Source organism: Nocardia sp. CA-128927, assembly GCF_050955855.1.
In the GTDB taxonomy this organism is placed as follows: Bacteria; Actinomycetota; Actinomycetes; order Mycobacteriales; family Mycobacteriaceae; genus Nocardia.
Window position 1 is genome coordinate 3753817 of sequence record NZ_CP192087.1, and the last position, 18305, is coordinate 3772121.

Annotated in this window: 13 protein-coding genes; 6 read left to right on the forward strand and 7 right to left on the reverse strand. The window is 65.6% G+C overall.

The annotated features are described in order from the left end of the window. Nucleotides 1–139: 139 nt before the first annotated feature. A complete protein-coding gene (locus ACQPW1_RS17760; RefSeq protein WP_433663783.1) occupies nt 140–508 on the forward strand; it encodes an STAS domain-containing protein in 369 nt (122 codons plus the stop codon). A 25-nt stretch (nt 509–533) separates the two neighbouring features. Here ACQPW1_RS17760 and ACQPW1_RS17765 read toward each other — a convergent pair whose 3' ends face one another. From ACQPW1_RS17765 to ACQPW1_RS17775, 3 genes are read right to left on the reverse strand one after another with little or no spacing between them, the layout of a single operon-like run. Next, nucleotides 534–977, reverse strand: a complete 444-nt coding sequence (locus ACQPW1_RS17765; protein ID WP_433663784.1) for a response regulator — start codon at nt 975–977, stop codon at nt 534–536. 33 nt (nt 978–1010) lie between these two features. Then, complete coding sequence (locus ACQPW1_RS17770) at nt 1011–2690, reverse strand: sensor histidine kinase (RefSeq protein WP_433663785.1); 1680 nt, start codon at nt 2688–2690, stop codon at nt 1011–1013. Continuing rightward, on the reverse strand, nt 2687–3979 hold the full coding sequence (locus tag ACQPW1_RS17775; RefSeq protein WP_433663786.1) for a PP2C family protein-serine/threonine phosphatase: 1293 nt from the start codon (nt 3977–3979) through the stop codon (nt 2687–2689). The genes ACQPW1_RS17770 and ACQPW1_RS17775 overlap by 4 nt, the downstream gene beginning before the upstream one ends. 525 nt (nt 3980–4504) lie before the next feature. Here ACQPW1_RS17775 and ACQPW1_RS17780 point away from each other — a divergent pair. Beyond that, on the forward strand, nt 4505–7084 hold the full coding sequence (locus ACQPW1_RS17780) for an MFS transporter (RefSeq protein ID WP_433663787.1): 2580 nt from the start codon (nt 4505–4507) through the stop codon (nt 7082–7084). Between the two features lie 92 nt (nt 7085–7176). Here ACQPW1_RS17780 and ACQPW1_RS17785 read toward each other — a convergent pair whose 3' ends face one another. Then, nucleotides 7177–11043, reverse strand: a complete 3867-nt coding sequence (locus tag ACQPW1_RS17785) for a tetratricopeptide repeat protein (protein ID WP_433663788.1) — start codon at nt 11041–11043, stop codon at nt 7177–7179. A 295-nt stretch (nt 11044–11338) separates the two neighbouring features. Between ACQPW1_RS17785 and ACQPW1_RS17790 the strand changes: the two genes are divergently transcribed. Next, nucleotides 11339–12091, forward strand: a complete 753-nt coding sequence (locus ACQPW1_RS17790; protein ID WP_433663789.1) for a hypothetical protein — start codon at nt 11339–11341, stop codon at nt 12089–12091. Between the two features lie 118 nt (nt 12092–12209). Here the strand turns inward: ACQPW1_RS17790 and ACQPW1_RS17795 are convergent, their stop codons facing one another. Further along, nucleotides 12210–13181, reverse strand: coding sequence for a zinc-binding dehydrogenase (locus ACQPW1_RS17795; RefSeq protein WP_433663790.1), 972 nt, complete (start codon nt 13179–13181; stop codon nt 12210–12212). 82 nt (nt 13182–13263) lie between these two features. Here ACQPW1_RS17795 and ACQPW1_RS17800 point away from each other — a divergent pair, with 82 nt between their 5' ends. After that, nucleotides 13264–13905: a TetR/AcrR family transcriptional regulator gene (locus tag ACQPW1_RS17800; RefSeq protein WP_433663791.1), complete on the forward strand. Its 642-nt coding sequence runs from the start codon at nt 13264–13266 to the stop codon at nt 13903–13905. Here ACQPW1_RS17800 and ACQPW1_RS17805 read toward each other — a convergent pair. Beyond that, nucleotides 13808–15166, reverse strand: coding sequence for an FAD-dependent monooxygenase (locus ACQPW1_RS17805; RefSeq protein ID WP_433663792.1), 1359 nt, complete (start codon nt 15164–15166; stop codon nt 13808–13810). The two genes, ACQPW1_RS17800 and ACQPW1_RS17805, sit on opposite strands and share 98 nt — an antisense overlap. A 70-nt stretch (nt 15167–15236) precedes the next feature. Here ACQPW1_RS17805 and ACQPW1_RS17810 point away from each other — a divergent pair, with 70 nt between their 5' ends. Next, on the forward strand, nt 15237–15806 hold the full coding sequence (locus ACQPW1_RS17810; RefSeq protein WP_433663793.1) for a TetR/AcrR family transcriptional regulator C-terminal domain-containing protein: 570 nt from the start codon (nt 15237–15239) through the stop codon (nt 15804–15806). A gap of 11 nt (nt 15807–15817) precedes the next feature. Here the strand turns inward: ACQPW1_RS17810 and ACQPW1_RS17815 are convergent, their stop codons facing one another. Then, complete coding sequence (locus ACQPW1_RS17815) at nt 15818–16948, reverse strand: FAD-dependent oxidoreductase (RefSeq protein WP_433663794.1); 1131 nt, start codon at nt 16946–16948, stop codon at nt 15818–15820. Nucleotides 16949–17200: 252 nt separating this feature from the next. Between ACQPW1_RS17815 and ACQPW1_RS17820 the strand changes: the two genes are divergently transcribed. Then, nucleotides 17201–18292, forward strand: a complete 1092-nt coding sequence (locus ACQPW1_RS17820) for a serine hydrolase domain-containing protein (protein WP_433663795.1) — start codon at nt 17201–17203, stop codon at nt 18290–18292. Nucleotides 18293–18305: the final 13 nt, after the last annotated feature.

The window sequence follows — 18305 nt, forward strand, 5'->3', positions numbered from 1 at the left end:
GGGCGGAGGGTCGACGCGTCGGAGGTAGCGAAGTGGCGATGCCAGGCAACCGGTTTGGTGTAGCGGGCTCAGTTCGGTCGAGCCGAGGTCGAATGGCGCTCGATGGCGCCGTCCGCATCGGTGTCCAGGTGTGTGCTCGATGAGCGCGGACGGGAAGGCCAAGAGCCTGGACTTCGACGTGCGCTCGGTCGATTCCGCGCGCATCCTGTCGCTCAACGGCGAAATCGACATGGCATCCGCACCACAGTTCCAGGCCGCGGTGGATGACGTACTCCGGGATCTGCCGACCACACTGGTCGTGGACCTGTCTCAGGTGGAATTCTTCGGCTCCGCCGGATTGAGCGTGCTGCTCGTCGCCGCGGAGGCACTGCCGTCCGGCCAGCTGCGGGTGGTCGCCTCGCCGCCGGTGCGCAGGCCGATCGAGGTGACCGGGTTGGACAAGCTGCTCAGCGTGCACAACACCGTGGCCGAGGCGCTCGCCGTGCAGGAGCCGCGCCGCCCGGCCTAGGTGCCGGGCAGCGCTCGTCTGTGCGTCAGCGCTGCCGAGGCAGCCGGACTACCTGGACGAAGAAGTCGTCGATGTGCTTGATGGCCGTGACGAATTGGTCCAAGTCGACCGGCTTCGTCACGTAGGCGTTGGCGTGCAGTTTGTAGCTGCGCAGAATGTCTTCCTCGGCCGCCGAGGTGGTCAGCACGACCACCGGGATGTGCGCCAGCTCCGGGTCGGCCTTGATTCGTTCGAGCACCTGGCGTCCGTCGTATCTCGGCAGATTCAGGTCGAGCAGGATCAGATCCGGTTGCGGGGCGCCCGTGTGTTCGCCCTGCTGATACAGGAAGTCGAGGGCCTCCTGGCCGTCGTGCGCGACGTGCAGGGTGTTGCCTATCTTGTTGTCCTCGAAGGCTTCCCGAGTCATCAATTCGTCACCGGGGTCGTCCTCCACCAGGAGGATGTCGATGGGCTGGCCGGGATTGCTCAAGAGGAAACTCCTGTAGTTATCGGGGGAATAGGCTTACTGAGAGAGGGTCTTATCGGGGGATGGTTCTGCCGGGTCAGCTGGACTGGTCTCGCTTAGTGTGCCGGTTTCCCCGGGCGTACCGAGTTCGCCTGTCTCCTCAGGCGACACAGGCGAGTTCAACGTGAACCAGAAGCGCGTACCACCGGTGTATTCGGTATCGAGCCAGATCCGGCCGCCGTGGTGCTCGACGATCTTCTTGCACAGCGCGAGCCCGATGCCGGTGCCGGTGTACTCCTCCCGGCTGTGCAGCCGCTGGAAGATCACGAACACCTTCTCCGCGAACTCCGGCGGGATGCCGATCCCGTTGTCCGACACCGAGAACAGCCAGCCGTCGGTGTCACCGTCGGCCACACATGCCAACTGCACCACCGGTGTCCGATCGGGCGCGCGGAACTTGATCGCGTTGCCGATCAGGTTCTGCCACAGCATGGTCAGCAGCGTCGGGTCGCCGGTGATCTTCGGTAGTTCGTCCGGGCGTTCCAGCCGCATCTCGGTGTCCTCCACGGATACCGAGAGGTTGGTCATCGCCTTGTCCAGGGTCTGGTCGAGACCGATCGGCACATTGCCGTCGATGACGCGGCCGACCCGGGAGAAGGTCAGCAGATCGTTGATCAGCACCTGCATCCGCTTGGCGCCGTCCACCGCGTAGTCGATGTATTGCGTTGCGCGCTCGTCGAGTTGGTCGCCGTAGCGTTTCTCCAGCAGCTGGCAGAACGCGGCGACCTTGCGTAGTGGTTCTTGCAGATCGTGCGAGGCGACGTAGGCGAACTGCTCGAGCTCGGCATTGGAGCGGCGCAGCTCGTTGGTCTGGGTATCCAGCTCGGCCGTCTGTGCGGCCAGCACGGCCTCCTGGACACGGGAGGACGCCAACTCGGCGACGACCTTGCGGCGCATGCCTTCCACCGCCTCCGCGACGGTGGCGAGGTCGGCGGGTCCGTGCGCGCTGATGTGGTGGTCGAAGTCGCCGTCGGCGACGCGCCGGGAGGCTTCCTCCAGATAGTCCAGCGGGCGAGTAATCAGCTTGCGCACCAGGATGGTCAGCGCGACCGCCGCCAACAGGAAGGCGACGACCATGCCCGCCAGCACGGCATCTCGTACCGCACGAGTGTTTTTCAGATCGGCCTGATCCCGGTCGACCTCGGCGGTCAGGTCGGCGTTCTGGGTGGCGAACAGGGTGCGGAGGTTGTCGAAGGTCGCCTTGCCGCGCGCGGCCGCCGCTTCATCCGAGGCGGCGGGGCCGCGGGCGGCTACCGCGGCGATCAGCGGCTCGGCGTAACCGGTGCGCCAGTCGGCGGCCGCCCGTTCCACCGCGTCGAGATCGGCGAGCAGCTGCGGACGGTCGCTCAGCAGCCCGCGGATCGCGGCCGCGGCCCGCTCCTCGTCCCGCACCCCGTCGGAATACGGTGCGAGGAACTGATCGTCGGCACCGATGGCGTAGCCGCGGATGCCGGTCTCCTGGTTGAGCAGCGCGCCTTGCAGCCGGTAGGTCTCCGCGGTGGCGGGTTGCACCCTCTCGACGATCCGGTCGGCGACCCGGTTGGTCTTGGCGAGTTGCTGGGCGCCGACCGCCGTGCCGATGATCACCAGGATCACCATCAGGGCCAGCACGAGCATGAACCAGCCCTGCACGGTAAATCGACCGGCCACGGACTGCTCCCTGGGGGAAGTCGTCATCGATTGTCCTGATTCAGGTCTCGGTGATTCCACTGCAAGTACATAACCGCTACGTCGTCCTCCAACCCGCCGTGCGCCTCGGCGAGCTCCTCGGCCCGCCGGATCAGCTCGTCGACGAAGACCGCGGGTTCCGCGGCGGTGACCGTTCGGGCGAGCTCGAGCAGGCCTTCCTCGCCGAGGCGGTCCTGGCTCGCGTCGGTGTGTCCCTCGAACAGTCCGTCGGTGAACAGCATCAGGCCGGAACCGACGGGCAGCGTGATCTCGTAGGCGGACCATTCGGCCCGGCCCGGCAGGAAACCGATGGCGGGACCGCCGGGCACCTCGACCCAGTCCACGTTCGAGCCGGTGCGCAGCAGCATGCCCGGATGCCCGGCCCTGGTGACCACGACGCGATGATCGCAGGGACGCAGGACCAGGCTGGTCAGGGTGGCGAAGGTCTGCTTGCCGGTGCGTTCGGCCAGCAGTACCTCCTCCAGCAGTTGCAACTGCCGGATGCCGAAGATGTCGCTGAGCACCAGGGTGCGCCAGGCCAGACGGAGCGCAACGCCGGTCGCGGCCTCGTCGGGGCCGTGGCCCGCGACATCGCCGATCAGTGCGTGCACGGTGCCGTCGGCCTGCTGCACCACGTCGTAGAAGTCGCCGCCGAGCAGGGCGTTGGCCCGGCCGGGGCGATAGCGCGCGACGATGTCGACCGAGCGTTCGCCGCGCAGCAGTGGCGTCGGCAGCAGGCCGCGTTCGAGTCGCGCGTTCTCCTGCGCGCGCATCTGGCTGGTGCGCAGCGCCGCCGCGGCACGCTCGGCCTGTTTACGCTGGATGGCGTAACGCAGTGCACGACCGAACAATTCGGGTTCGACCCGGCCCTTGACCAGGTAGTCCTGGGCGCCCGCGGCGACCGCGGCCAGCCCGATCTGCTCCTGATCCAGCCCGGTGAGCACGACGACCGCGACCTGGTCGGTGTACTCGCGCACCGTGGCCAGCGCCTCCAGCCCCTGTGCGTCGGGTAGATGCAGATCCAACAGCACACAGTCGGGTAGCTGCGTGGCCAGCAGCGCACGCGCCTCGGCCGCGGACCGTACCCACCGCATCGGCAGGCCCGGCGCGCCGTCGGCGATCAACTCCTCGACCAGCAAGGCATCGGCCTGATCGTCCTCGACCAACAACACCGACAACTCCGGCCAGCTCCAGACAGTGGCACGGTCTGGTCGGCGCTCGGGAATCGGTGCTGTTGTGCGGGCCTCGCCGTTGCCGTCGCCGAGGAGGCCCAACTGCCCACTCTGCCCGGAAAGCATCGACTCCGGTCTCCTTCCATCCGCGCCGACCTGTTCGGCCGTCGTCAAATACGACTAACGCGGAATACCCACATTCGCGCGGCGCACCCTCCGGGCCTTGTACCACGCGACGTGCCAACATTACCGTCTCCGCGGACGCGGCCGAGCCTTACCGGCTGCGGCGGGTGTCGCGCCGGGCGCGGCGCTGGTTCGGGTGAACCCCACCTCGGTCGCGACCGCCCGATCCGCGGCTGTATTGTTTGCGTTAGCAACTAGTTGCGCAGTTTTGGTAGGTCTGCTGGTGAAAATGGGGTGGGCCCACGCCGATTGGCGGCCCGCAGTGCACCGGTAAGCTCGCCGAGCTGTTGCACCGCTGAGAGTTTTACCAGCAGTAGTTAGAGCAGATCGCTTGTGGCACAAGGCTTGGCCGAGCGCTGAGCCGACCCCGTTCGACGGCCGCGCACGGGTATTTGCGGCGACCGGCGAGGGGATGCGCGTGTTCGAGGAAAACCGCTGACAACGCAGCCGACCAGAATTAGGGCGCACATGACGAATTCCACCACCCAGGCAACGCCGCCGGGCCTGGAAGCGGGCGCGGGCACCGCACTGTCACACCGGCAGATCTTGACCATCCTGTCCGGTCTGTTGCTCGGTATGTTCCTGGCCGCCCTCGACCAGAACATCGTCAGCGTGGCGATCGTCAAGATCTCCAACAGCCTGCACGGATTCGATGAACAAGCTTGGGCGACAACGGCTTACCTGATCACCGCGACGATCACCACGCCGCTGTACGGCAAGCTGGCCGACATCTACGGGCGTAAGCCGTTCTATCTCACCGCGATCGGGCTCTTCATCGTCGGCTCGGTGGCCTGCACCTTCGCCACCTCGATGTACGAGCTCGCCGGGTTCCGCGCGTTCCAGGGTCTCGGTGCCGGCGGCCTGATGTCGTTGGCGTTCACCATCGTCGGCGACATCGTGCCCGCGCGCGAACGGGTGCGCTACCAAGGCTATTTCATGATGGTTTTCGGTTGCGCCACGGTGCTCGGCCCGGTGCTCGGCGGTTTCTTCTCCGACCTCGACACGCTCGGCGGCATCGCGGGGTGGCGCTGGGTGTTTCTGGTGAACGTGCCGGTCGGCGTGCTCGCCTGGCTGGTGGTCGCCAAGGTGCTGAATGTGCCGCACCAGCGGCAGAATCACCGCATCGACTGGTTCGGCGCGGTGGCGTTGACGATATGCACCGTGCCGCTGCTGGTTGTCGCGGAGCAGGGCAGGCACTGGGGTTGGGAGTCGCATCGGTCGCTGCTCTGCTACGGGGTCGCCGCGGGCGGGCTGCTGCTGTTCCTGCTCGTCGAGTTCCTCATGAAGGACGCGGCGTTGATTCCGTTGCGGCTGTTCAAGAGTTCGACGTTCAGTGTCACCATCGTGGGTGGCTTCATCGTCGGTGTCGCCATGTTCGGCGCGATCACCATGGTGCCGCAGTATTTCCAAGTGGTGCGCGGTTACACGCCGACCAATGCCGGACTGCTGATGGTGCCGCTGGTGCTCGGTATCACGGTCGGCTCACAGCTCGGCGGCCGGATCACCAAGTGGACCGGCCGCTACAAGATCCTGCCCGTGGCAGGCACTTTCATCACCGCTGTCGGCTCAGCGCTGTATGCGCAGGTGCACTACGACAGCACGCTGTGGCAGCCGCTGGCCTACAGCGCGGTGATCGGGCTCGGCCTCGGTTTCTGCATGCAGACATTGGTCATCGCGGCGCAAAACGCCGGTCCCCGTTCGGATATGGGGGTCTCCACCGCGGCGGCGAGCTTCTTCCGGCAGATGGGCGGCACCCTCGGTGTCGCGGTGTTCCTGACGATCCTGTTCAACCTGTTGCCGAACAAGATCATCGACGCGTTCGGCGGCGCGTTGCCGCCTGGCTTCGATGCCGAACAGCTCAGCAACATGCAGAGCAATACCAGCGGCATCGAAGCACTGCCGGAAGAGCTGAAGGTTCCGATCCTGATCGGATTCACCAACTCCATGCACGGTGTGTTCTACGTTGCCGCAGGGGTGGCGCTGCTCGCCTGCCTGGTGTTGATGTTGATGAAAGAGATTCCGCTGCAGGATGATCCGGTGCCCGTCGCGGCGCGGGCGAAACCGACTGTCGCGGCGTCGAGTTGGGATGAGGATCAGATCTGGGAAGGTGCCGCGCAGGTGCTCTCCGAACCCGAACCGGTGCTGGCCGGGGCCGTCGGCAGGCACGCGCCCGCCGAGCACCGCGGCAACGGATCGCACGAATTTGCCATGGCGGCAACCGGTTCCACGGTGACCGTGCTCGATACGTCGGAAGAGTTCGCGGGTTACGGTGACGGCGCGATCGGTGGGCGCATCCGCCGGGAAAACGGTCATCCGGTGCCCGACGCCGCACTCACCCTGATCGACCAACGGGGACATCAGGTTTCGCGGGCGACCGGAGACTCCGAAGGCAGCTACGTCATCGGCGTACCCGAGAGCGGCAACTACGTACTGATCATCTCGGCGACCGGCCATCAACCCGCCGCCGTGACGGTCTCCGTCGGCCAACGCGCACAACACCTCGACCTCACCCTCCTCGGCTCCGGTGAGCTGTCCGGCACCGTCCGCTCCGCCGCCCGCGGCACCCCCCTCTACGGCGCCACCATCACCCTGACCGACCTGCGCGGCGAGGTAGTCGGCGCCGCAACCACCACCGCCGACGGCCGCTACACCTGCCACGGAATCGTCTCCGGCACATACACATTGGTCGCCGTAGCCGAACACATGCGCCCCAGCGCCACCACTCTCAGCGTCCCCGAAGCAGGCCTGCTTCGGCACGACATCGACATGTACCCGATGGCGGTACTCGTCGGCTCCGCCGTTGCCGAAGGCGGCCGGCCTGTCCCCGACGCCCAGATCAGTGTCTTGAACACCACCGGCGACGTAACCGCCACTGCCCGTACCGACGACAACGGCCGCTATCTGGTAACCGACCTTCCTCAAGGTCAGTACACCGTCGTGGCCCGCGGCTACCCCCCATCAACCAGCCAAGTGACTGTCGCGGGCGGCGAAGTCAACCACGACGTGAAACTCGGCTACCAGCTTGACGATTCACCGAGCCGCTCATAACCGGACCGGTGCCGGCCGCCAATGGGCTCGGACCCCTGACAATCAGGTTTCGGTCAGTGCCGGCGATGGATGGCAGGCCTTTGTGTATCTGCCTATGGTTCGTCGTGCTCGTCGTGCTCGTCGAGCTGTCGTGTGAGTTCGGTGGCGGTCGCGGGGGCGAGCGAGCTCAGAGCTATGTGGACGATGTTCTCATCGAGCTGCCGCCGTTCCTTGGCCAGGAGTCGAATGTCAATGGGATCGAAGCTGTCGGTCAGTCGCCACCAGCTGACTGCCGCCTCCATTAGCACGGCAAAGGCTTCGCCGTGTCGGCCGGAATCAGCCAGGAGACTGCCCAGCGTGGTCGCCGTGTTCGATGCTTTGCGTTCATCGCCGGTGTCGTGGAATCCCCGCTGGGCTCGCCGATAGTAGTTCTCGGCTTGGTCAAACCGCTGCTGTTCCTGCGCCGCTATGCCCAGCTGGTGGTACGTGACCGCAGCACCGTGCCGGTCGTCGAGCGCCAGCAACAGCTCGAGGGCTTGCTGATAGTAGTTCTCGGCTTGGCTGAACCGTCGCTGCTCCTCGGCCACCCTGCCCAACTGGTGGTAGGTGATCGCGGCACCGTGCCGGTCGTCGAATTCCAACTCCAAGTCTAGGGCTTGCTGGTAGTAGTTCTCGGCTTGGTCGAACCGCTGCTGCTCCTGCGCCGCTATGCCCAGCTGGTGGTAGGTGGGCGCGGCACCGTGCCGGTCGTCGAGCGCCAGCAGCAGCTCGAGGGTTTGCCGGTAGTAGTTCTCGGCTTGGTCGAACAGTCGCCGTTCCTGCGCCACCATACCCAGCTGGTGGTAGGTGACCGCGGCACCGTGCCGATCGTCGAATTCCAACTTCAAGTCTAGGGCTTGCTGGTAGTAGTTCTCGGCTTGGTCGAACCGCTGCTGCTCCTCGGCCACCCTGCCCAACTGGTGGTAGGTGATCGCGGCACCGCGCCGGTTGTCGAATTCCAGCTCCAGCTCGAGGGATTGCTGGTAGTAGTTCTCGGCTTGGTCGAACAGTCGCCGTTCCTGCGCCACCATACCCAGCTGGTGGTAGGTGCTGGCGGCACCGTGCCGGTCGTTGAACTCCAGCTTCAAGTCTAGGGATTGCTGGTAGTAGTTCTCGGCTTGGTTGAACCGTCGCTGCTCCTCGGCCACCCTGCCCAACTGGTGGTAGGTGATCGCGGCACCGCGCCGGTTGTCGGACTCCAGCTTCAGCTCGAGGGATTGCTGGTAGTAGTTCTCGGCTTGGTCGAACCGTCGTCGCTCCTGCGCCACCATGCCGGTCTGGTGCAACAGGGCGGGTAGTTCGCGGCGACTGGTCGGCTCGGTACGGGTTTGGATGACTGTGACGACACGGCGGAGTAGCTGTTCACGGATGGCGTGCTGACGCGTTTGGTCGAGTAGTCCGTCGATCGGCCACAGCACCGGCATGACAAGGTGGCCGTGGTCGAGTGCGGTGTCGATCGCGGTTCTCAGGTTGGCATAGTCGGCGTAGGTGACCATCCGACCGAGTGATCGTTGGTCGGGGTCGTTGCTGGTGATCATCGCGTCAAGCGTCGGGCCGAGGCGGGCGTGGAGTTGGTAGTGGGCTTGCAGGGCGATCGGCCACCATGCGGGATGGTCGTGCAGGGCTTGGCGCAGGAAATAGGGCAGCACCGGTACCACCTGTACCCACCCGGCCAGGGTTTCGTGCTCGGTGGCCAAACCGATCTCCACCGCCGCGGCTACCCCTGCCTGGAGATCTAGAGTGCCCCAAGGATCCTCGGCTGGTTCGGTCGCGCCGAGCAGTTGTTGATAGATGGCGAGGATCTTCCCGTCGGGTATGACGGCCGTGAACGGGGCCATCAGTGCTAACGAGCGTTGCAGGGTGGGGTCGAGTTTGCCGTAGCTGTAGTCGATCGCTGACCTGATCAACCCGACCGGATCCGCTGTGGCGCCACCGGTATTCAACTCCGTGAGCACTGTGAGGGGAGGCGTGGTGGCCAGGTTCGGTAGCACCACTTCCAGTGGCAGGGGGTACCCGCCGAGTAGTTTCAGGAGTTCGGTGAGGGCATCGCGTTGGCCGGAGTCTTGCAGGTAGGCAGTAGCGTTGTGGTGAGTCAGGATGCGGTCGGCCAACATCGACGCCGCTTGCGGGTCCAACCCACCCAGCTCGTAGATGTTGGTTCCGAAACTATCGGCGGCAACCCAGGATTCGGCTTCCCGTGATCCCCAAGCCACTAACGACCGGCCCGCACGTAGCCGAGACATCCAGGCTCGCAGTGCTTCTTGTTCGGTGTCGGACAGGGCGTGGGGGATGGCGGCAGGTGCGGCGGTGATCGATTCGGCGTTGTCGATGATCAACAGATGCCGCTGTGAGCGCAGCGCTCGTGCGACGTGTTCGCGTTTGGCGGGCTCCGACAGTGAGCCCCAGGTCGCGAACTCTATTTTGTCCGGCCACAGGCGGGCCGCTATCGTGCGCACGATCTGATCCAGTGTCCACGCTCGATGCTCGTAACTGAAGGTGAACACTTCCTCGATCAGGCCGGTGTGTTGCCACCACCACGCCAGGTGTGCGAGCAGGGTGGATTTGCCCGCGCCGGCCATACCGCGCACCAGGATCTGATTGCGTGCAGGGTCGACGAGCAGCATTCGCTCGATCGCCTGGACATCCAAATCCCGGCCTACAAACCCGTAACGCAGCGACGGTTCGTCACCCACCGCGGCTTGACGGGTATTGAACGCGTCGGTCTCCTTCAGCGTCATCTGGCGTAGCCCCAGGCTCACCGCGCGTTGTCGAAACACCACCGGCAACACCCAATCAGCAAGGGGCAGCATCTGATCGAAGTAGCCTTGCCGATCTGGATCGTCGAACAACTGTCGGCGCATTACCTGCAATGCGGCCTCGGGTTCGGCGCCCTTGGCGAGCCGTTCGTACAGGACCGGCATCGCCAATGCCGCCGCGGTCACCGTCACCGAATACGCCATCCCCACGACTACCGGTACTCCGCCCTGCACAAGTTGCTGGGCTAGCGCGGCTTCGCTGTCGGATTGCTTGGCCGACTGACATGCATTCAGGACCGCCGTCGGCACCCGATGCTCCGCCAGTAGTCCCGCCACTTCACCAGCTGACCGTGGATCGGCCTTGCCCGCCTCGGCGGACTCGAAGAACAGAAACCCTTGCTTGCCAACGAATTCGGTCCGATCTTCTGGAGCGAACAGGTATCGGCCCGCGCGTGTGCCTGCGGTCAGCGCGGAGTGTTCGATGAACGCGCCGTGTACGTCGAAGTGCACCAACTGGTACCACCCCGACGACTTGTGCTCCTCCCGGGTGGCCTCCAGATGTGCTTTCAGCGCTTTCCAGGTTCCTGGGCGTACGACATCGACTCGTACCGGCAGGGATGCCTGTCGCACTGCTTCGATCAGGGGGCGTGAGATGGTTCGGTATCCGACATCGGCGGCGCCGCGGGGGCGGGCGGTCACCAGCAGAATGTTCAGCGTTGGCCAAGGCCCGGCTATCTCGAACTTCTTCGGCTGCAACTGAACTCGTCGACTGATTGGTACTCGCACCGCCAACGGGGTATCCAACTCCGGGTCGAACAACGCCTCCCAATGCAGTTGGTGCAGTCCAGCGGTCCCGACTATCTCGATGCGGCATCGGTCGAATCCGTGTGATCGCAACTTTCGATACCCGGACCCGGCCGGCCCTCCGAATACCTGCTCGAACAACGCGATCCCGTATTCACGTAATACCTTTACGGCAGCGGCGCGTCGATCGCTATCCAGGAACGGGTATCGCAGATGCTGCTCGAAGTACCACCCCAGCAACGCTTCATCCTCCGGGGACGCCGGATCGGTCACCGTCACGTCGTGCTCGACACCCTCGCCCGGGTAGACCACTCGGACCGTGAACGACCCATCCGGCCCAGCGCCCCGCTCGACCAGCTCGATCACCGTGTCCGCAGACATGCTCACGCGCCCCGCCCGCCCGCATGCCCGACCGTCACCGGCGCGACCCACCGAACAACCGAATGACCAGCCACCGCAACCTCCTACTGAAGCAAAACGGTCCCACCCGACCTCGGTCCGCCGCCCGAACCGACTCGCTACGCCAACGGCAAACGCAGAACGCGCCGGAACTCAAGCGTAGAGACGGCGAACCCCCAGCACAGTCATTCGAACAACCCACACTGCTTGATATCCGGGGGCATAGTGTCGTCAACTGAGCACGTCCCGATGAACCCCGGACGATTCAGGAGTGACGATGGCACGATCCGCGGTCGGTTCCACCTACGGCAGAACGCTGTTCGAGAACCAGGGTGTGCTGGCAACTTGGCTACCTGACCGCCCGCTCCGTGTCGGCGACGTCGTGTCCCGAGCACCGCGAACCGGCATCCTGAACGTCGAGACCACCCTCAAAGCCATGCTCAATGGCACCAAACTCGCGACGGTCACGCGCACCGGACCGAACGCCGTGACGCTCCAGCGTGGCGCCACCATCGAATACACGGCAAATGCCGGGGTCCCCGGGCTCACTGCGGAGCTGACCTTCACCTCGGAGTCGTCGTTCGTCTTCGCCGCGAAAGATGGGAGCAGCGAAGAGTACCGACAGCTGGCCGAAACCCGCGCCGCGTTGTTGATGCTGGCCAGCACCGGTGTGTGGCGTGACACGTGGCAACTCGTCACCGCAGTCCGACGATTCACCACGTGCACGATCGTCATCGCCAGACAGCGCGGCACCACAGCCCGGATCTCCCTGGACGGCATCGCAATACCCGGCGGATTCGACACCATCGCCGCCGCCTCAGGTGTATCTATCACCAGCGGCGACGCCGCAACCTGGGAATTGCGGGACGCCGGACCGCTCTACGAAGCCCTGTCCGTCACTCGGAACTTCTGGAGCGGGCAACCAGACGTGTCGAACGGCGGTTTCATGGACTACGACTCGGACGACTCGCCACCGGACAGCCAAATCACCGTTTTCCGTGCCGAACCCACCGATTTCGACCTCCCCTGACCAGCCCCAGCGACACCGCAGGCCTTCGCGAGATCCGCTGTGGACCATGACAATGCGCGGCAGAACGCGCGATCGGCGAATGAGCGGGTGGTGGTGCTACTGCGAGCCACGGCGTCGGCTAACTCCCCGATGAGGTGAGCGCGATTCGGCCGAATACCTCACCGGATTCCATCTTCTGGTGGGCCAGGACAACCTGGTCGAGGGGAAGTACCTCGTGCACAACAGCTTTCAGCTCGCCACGGCTAGCGGCAGCGAAGAGCTCGGCAGTCGCGGCCTGGCGTTCGGAGAAGGGCACGGTGTCGGCGCTGAAGGTGGCGAATGACAGGGACTTCTGGAAGGCCGCGATCATTGGTTCGGCGAAGTCCGCTTTTGGCATGCCTGCCATCGCACCGACGGCCACCATGCGGCCGTTCGGCGCGAGCCTGTCGAAGAACGAAGGCAGGTCCGCACCGGCGACGATGTCGATGATGACGTTGTAGCCCGCCGGAGCGTTTTCCGCGCCTAGGCCGCTGCGGTCCAGCACATGCGTCGCGCCGAGCTTGCGCAGTCGCTCGCCACGTTCGGCCGACGAGGTGGTGACCGCGACCGCGCCGGCGCCGCCGCGCGCCGCGAGTTGGACCGCCATGACGCCGATGCCACCGGCCGCGCCACGCACCAGCACCGATTCACCGCGAGCGAAATGCGCATGGCGCAAAGCGAAGTGGGCCACCATCGCGGAGCTGCCGAGCGTCACCGCGTCGACGGCCGACAGGCCCGTCGGGATGGGGACGAGCGTCTCGGCCGCGGCGAGCGCGCGCTCGGTGTAGCCGCCGCTCACACCGGTGAACCCCCACACGCGCTGACCGACCCACGCGACGTCGACACCTTCACCGACTTCGGCCACCGTGCCGACCACCTCGCTGCCGAGGATGCCACCGGGTGTGGATCCGTAGGCGGTCAGCGCCCCGCTGCGGATCAGCGCGTCGAGACCGCCGACGCCGATCGCCTCGGTGGTGATCAGCACGTGTCCGGCGGCCGGAGTCGGGTCGGGGAGATCGACGACTACAAGGGTCTCGGGAGCGCCGAACTCTTGAACCATCACTGCTTTCACTGGTGTCTCCGTGTTCTGTTCGATCGAGACTGACCATTCGAACGTAACGGACGCCCCCGTCCGTTTAGCTAAAGTGAGAGAGGTGACCACTCGTTTGCCTCACACCCAGCGTTCCGATGCCCGGGACAATCGCGAACGCATCCTCGAGGCGGCGCGCGCGGTGTTCGTCGCCGACGGCCTCGACGTGCCGATGCGGGAGATCGCCCGTCGCGCCGGGGTCGGCCCCGCCACCCTCTACCGCCATTTCCCGACCAAGGAGCTGCTGGTCGCCGAGGCGTTCACCGACCAGATGCTCGCCTGCCGGTCCATCGTGGACGACGGGCTCGCCGACCCGGATCCCTGGCACGGCTTCTGCCGCGCGGTCGAGCAGCTCTGTGAGCTACAAGCTCGCGATCACGGCTTCTCCGCGGCCTTCATGTCCGCCTTCCCACACGCGATGGACTTCGCTGCGATCCGCACCTCCTCGCTGACCGGCGCCGCCGAACTGATTCGCCGTGCCAAGGACACCGGCCAGCTGCGCTCCGACGTCGTCCTGGACGACTTCATCCTGCTGATCATGGCCAACAACGGCATTCAGGCGAGCACCCCGGCGGCACGCCTCGCGGCTTCCCGCCGCTTCGCCGCACTCATGATCGCGGCGTTCCATTCCGTGCCCGGCTCGTCGCCACTGCCGCCACTGCCGCCAGTGCCGCGATTGACGCCTGTGGTGCCGGGGGCTCGGTGAGCGGTTCCGTCGTCTCGGCGGCGCGGTCCGGGTAATCCGGGAGCGTCCAAGCACCGCCGCGGTCCTCTTTCGCGAACCGCGCGAGGAGATCGGGGATGTGCAGCGAGCAGGCCACCGCCGCCGCGGTGTGCAGGGCGTCGATGCCGAGTTGGCTTGTGGGCATGGCCAATCGGAGTAGCCGCGGTTTCACGGTGGCTTGAATCTCGTCGACGAACGGCCGCAAGGTGCTGTCGTAATTCGCCAGGGCCGTGGGCAGGTCATCCGGATTGCGGTTGATCTCGCCCGCCAGGACGTACGCGCCGACCAGAGCGCCGGAGACACCCATGCCGCTGTAGGGGGAGGCGCAGTGCGCGGCATCGCCGACCAAGACCACGCGCCCCTTGGACCAGGTATCGGTACGCACCTGCAAGACCTCTTGCGAGTAGAAGCTCTCGGTCGTGGTCATGCCGTCGAGGAAGCGCTCGGTCTGCCATCCCGCGTCGTGGAATCGCTGCGTCCAGAACTGCTTCTGACGTTCGACGGGTTCCCGGTGCACGGCCGAGGCTTCCGCGGAGTTCTCCCGCAGTACGAAGTAGACCTGCGTCTCGGTCGGATTGTGGCTGCGGCGCATGATCATTCGGCCGCCCGGCGCGTTGTAGGTGTCGCGGATGTTGCCGTCGGAGGCGATCCGCGGAATGAACCAGTACGCCATGTGGATGCCCACCGGCCAGTACGGATCGGGCGAACCGGACGGCAGGATGGCTCGGCGGATACGTGATCCCTGCCCGTCCGCTCCGACGAGCAGGTCGAATTCGCCGGTGGAGCCGTCGGAGAAGTGGGCGAAGACTCGGTTTTCGTCCTGCTCGAAGCGCTCCACGCTGACGCCGAAGACGTACTTGACGTCACCCTTCGTCGCATCATGCAGGATGCGCACCAGGTCGCCGCGCATGATCTCGTACTCCGACGTCAGCGACTGGCGGCCCTGGCCCGACGTGTTGGCCATGATCGTCGCCCGTACCTTGCCCTGAGCGTTCACCAGCGCGACGCCGCGTTCGTCCACGAGCTTGCTCTTGACGACATCGAGCAGTCCCATCCGCTCGACGGCGTCGATGCCCTGGCCGCGCAGATCGACCTGCGCACCGGTCGCCCGTAGCGCCGAGAAACGTTCGACAACGACGACCCGGTGACCGCTTCGCCCGAGCCGATACGCCAACGCCTGCCCCGCGATCCCGCCGCCGCAGATGAGGATCTTCATGGAGCGTTTTGCTGATTCGTGTGCCATGTCAGCAACCCTTTCTATCGGTGATAGGTTCTGCTTTTACATGCTCACCTATCACTGATAGATTGTCAATGTGGCCAAGCTCAATCGCGAAACCGTCGTCGCCGAGGCGCTCGATCTGCTGGACGAAGTCGGTCTGGATGCCGTCAGTACCAGGCAGTTGGCGAAGCGACTGAACGTCGAGCAACCGTCGCTCTACTACCACTTCCGCAAGAAGGAAGAACTGCTGAGCGCGATGGCCGAGGCGGCAATGACTTCCCACGCGACGGCCCCGCTGCCGACCCCCGCCGACGACTGGCACGACTGGTTCCGCGAGAACATGCGCAGCTTCCGGCGCACGTTATTGATGCGCCGCGACGGTGCCCGGCTGCACGCCGGAACCAGCCCCGGAGACGCGGATCTCGACCGACTCGCCCACAAGATGGCGTTCCTGATCGCGTCCGGTGTACCCGAATACGACGCGCAGATGGCCATGCTGGCCGCAGGCCGCTACACGGTCGGCGCCGTGCTCGAAGAACAAGCAGACGCCGACCGCACGCACAGCCCGACGGCCGACCTACCGCAGATAGATCCCGAGTCGGCATTCGAGGCGGGCCTGGCGCTCATCGTGGACGGCTTGGCACAACGCGTCGAGCGCGCGTAAGCGGCCTCAACTCAAGAGGTCTGGTCCCCCGTGAGCATGTCCATCAGCGTTCGGGCCGGGTCTTCGCCGGTGATGTTCTCGAAGAACGTGACGGCCTCGGTGGCCATCGCGGTACTGCGGGCGAACATGGTCTGCTCGTACTCGGTGAGCGCGGCGTCGACGTCATCGCGGTGTGCGGCAAGGGCTTTGCCGAGTTCGGCACCGTCGAGTATTGCCAGATTGGCGCCCTCGCCGTTGGGGGCCGAGAGGTGGGCGGCGTCGCCGACCAGGGTCACGCCGGGTACCCGATCCCACCGGTGGCCGAGCGGCAGCGCGTAGTGCGGTCGCCAGACCGGCGCGGTGTCGGCGTCGGTGATCAACGCGGTGAGTTCCGGCGCCCAGCCGTCGAATTCGCGCGCGACCCGTGCGGCGGTCGCGGCGGCATCGGTAAAATCGATGGCGGCGAACCAGTCCAGTGACCTGGGCAGCACCACGTAGGTATGCAGGGTGTCGCCCTTTTCCTGGTGCGCGTGGATCTGCCCGTTGTTCGAAGGCGCCATCAGCGATCCGCTGCCGACCGCTTTCGCGCTGGCAACATGCCGGGTATCGGCGTCGAACAGGTAGGTCTCGACGAACGACTCGCCCGCGTATTCCGGTGTGGCGGAAGACAATAGCGGCCGAATGCGGGACCAGGCGCCGTCCGCGCCGACCAGCAGGCTCGTGACTACCGTGCTGCCGTTGGTGAACGTCACCTCATGCCGGCCGTCGCCGAGGGCGCGAACGCTGTCGGCCTTGTGACCCCACCGGACGGTGTCGGCAGGGAGCGAGTCGAGCAGCAGCTGTCGCAGCTCGGCGCGCATCACCTCGGGGCGTCCGCCCGTGCCGTCGTCGGCTTTGTCGAGTAGCACGGTGCCATCCGGGGCGAGGACCCGGATCGCCTCGCGCCCGTCCAGGCCAAGTTCACGGAACCCGTCCATCAGCTCGGCCGCTTTGATGCCGATCTGCCCGTTGTAGTCGTGGATGTCGAGCATTCCGCCCTGCATGCGTGCGGTCGAGGAGGGTTCCGCCTCATAGACCGTGGACTGGATGCCGTTGACATGCAGGACGCGGGCCAGGGTCAGGCCGCCTAGTCCGGCGCCGATGATCGTTACTGAAGGGGTCATGGTGACGAGATTGCTGGCCGCTGATTGCACCGCCCTTGCGTCCGTCTTGCAGCGTCATGCGTCTCGCCCGCGGAGATCCGCTGCGACTCAGCACATCTGCTCGACCGAAGGACCTCGTGAAGACCCGCCCTGACCAGGCCGAACACCGTGTCAGTGGTTGTGTCAGGCCGACGTCAGGTCGGTGTCAGGCGGGCTCGCGACAGTAGTCGAGCGAACAACAACGGACCTAGCGAGACAGAGAGAAGCAGAATCATGAACATCCAATCCGCAACAGCCGCCCAGGATCGTCCGGAACTCCAGCAGACGCTCCAGGAGATCGTCGATTCCGGTTTGCTCGGAATGACGCTGCGCGTGCGCGACGAACAGGGCGACTGGGTCGGCACCTCCGGGGTGAGCAAGCTGGGCGAGACCGCGAAGCCGCCGACGAACGGCCATGTCCGGATCGGCAGCAACACCAAGACCTTCACCGCGACCGTCGTCCTGCAACTGGTGGCCGAGGGCAAGATCGAGCTGGACACCCCGGTGGCCGACTACCTGCCCGAGTTCGGGCTGGACGAGCGGATCACGGTGCGAATGATGTTGCAGCACAACAGCGGCATCTTCAACTTCACCGGCGAGGTCTACCCGGACGGGACCATCGCGCCGGGAATTCCATGGGGTGGCAAGGAGTGGGTGGACGGCCGCTTCAAGACCTACGAGGCGGCGGAGCTGGTGCGGTTCGCACTGTCCAAGCCCGCGCGGTTCGAGCCCGGCACGGACTGGAGCTACGCCAACACCAACTACGCGCTGGCCACGCTGGTGATCGAGCAGGTCACCGGCCGCACGTTCGCCGAGGAGGCGGAGCGGCTGATCCTGGGCCCGCTCGGGCTGTCGGGCACCGTGGTGCCGGGCACCTCGACGGAAATCCCCGAGCCGCACGCCCACGCTTACTACCGGTACGAGGACGCAGGCCAGGAGCAGACGGTCGACGTCAGCAGCTCGAACCCGTCCTGGATCTCCAACGGCGGTGACATGATCTCGACCCCCGAGGACCTGCAGACCTTCATCACCGCGCTGGTGGGCGGCAAGCTCCTGCCCGCCGAACTGCTGGCCGAGATGTTCACGCCGGAAACCAAAGTCGGCTACGGCCTCGGAGTGTTCGTGCAGGACACCGGCAGCGGCAAGGTGATCACCCACAACGGCGGTCACGGTGGCCACGCGGCGCTGATGTACAGCACCGCCGACGGCAGCAAGAGCATGACCGCCGCACTGAACTACGTCGACGACGCCGACCTGTCACTGGCCGCGGCATTCCAGGCGGCGTCGAAGCGCCTCGTCGATGAGATCTTCGGGCCGGCCGAGTGATCCGACTCGTCGA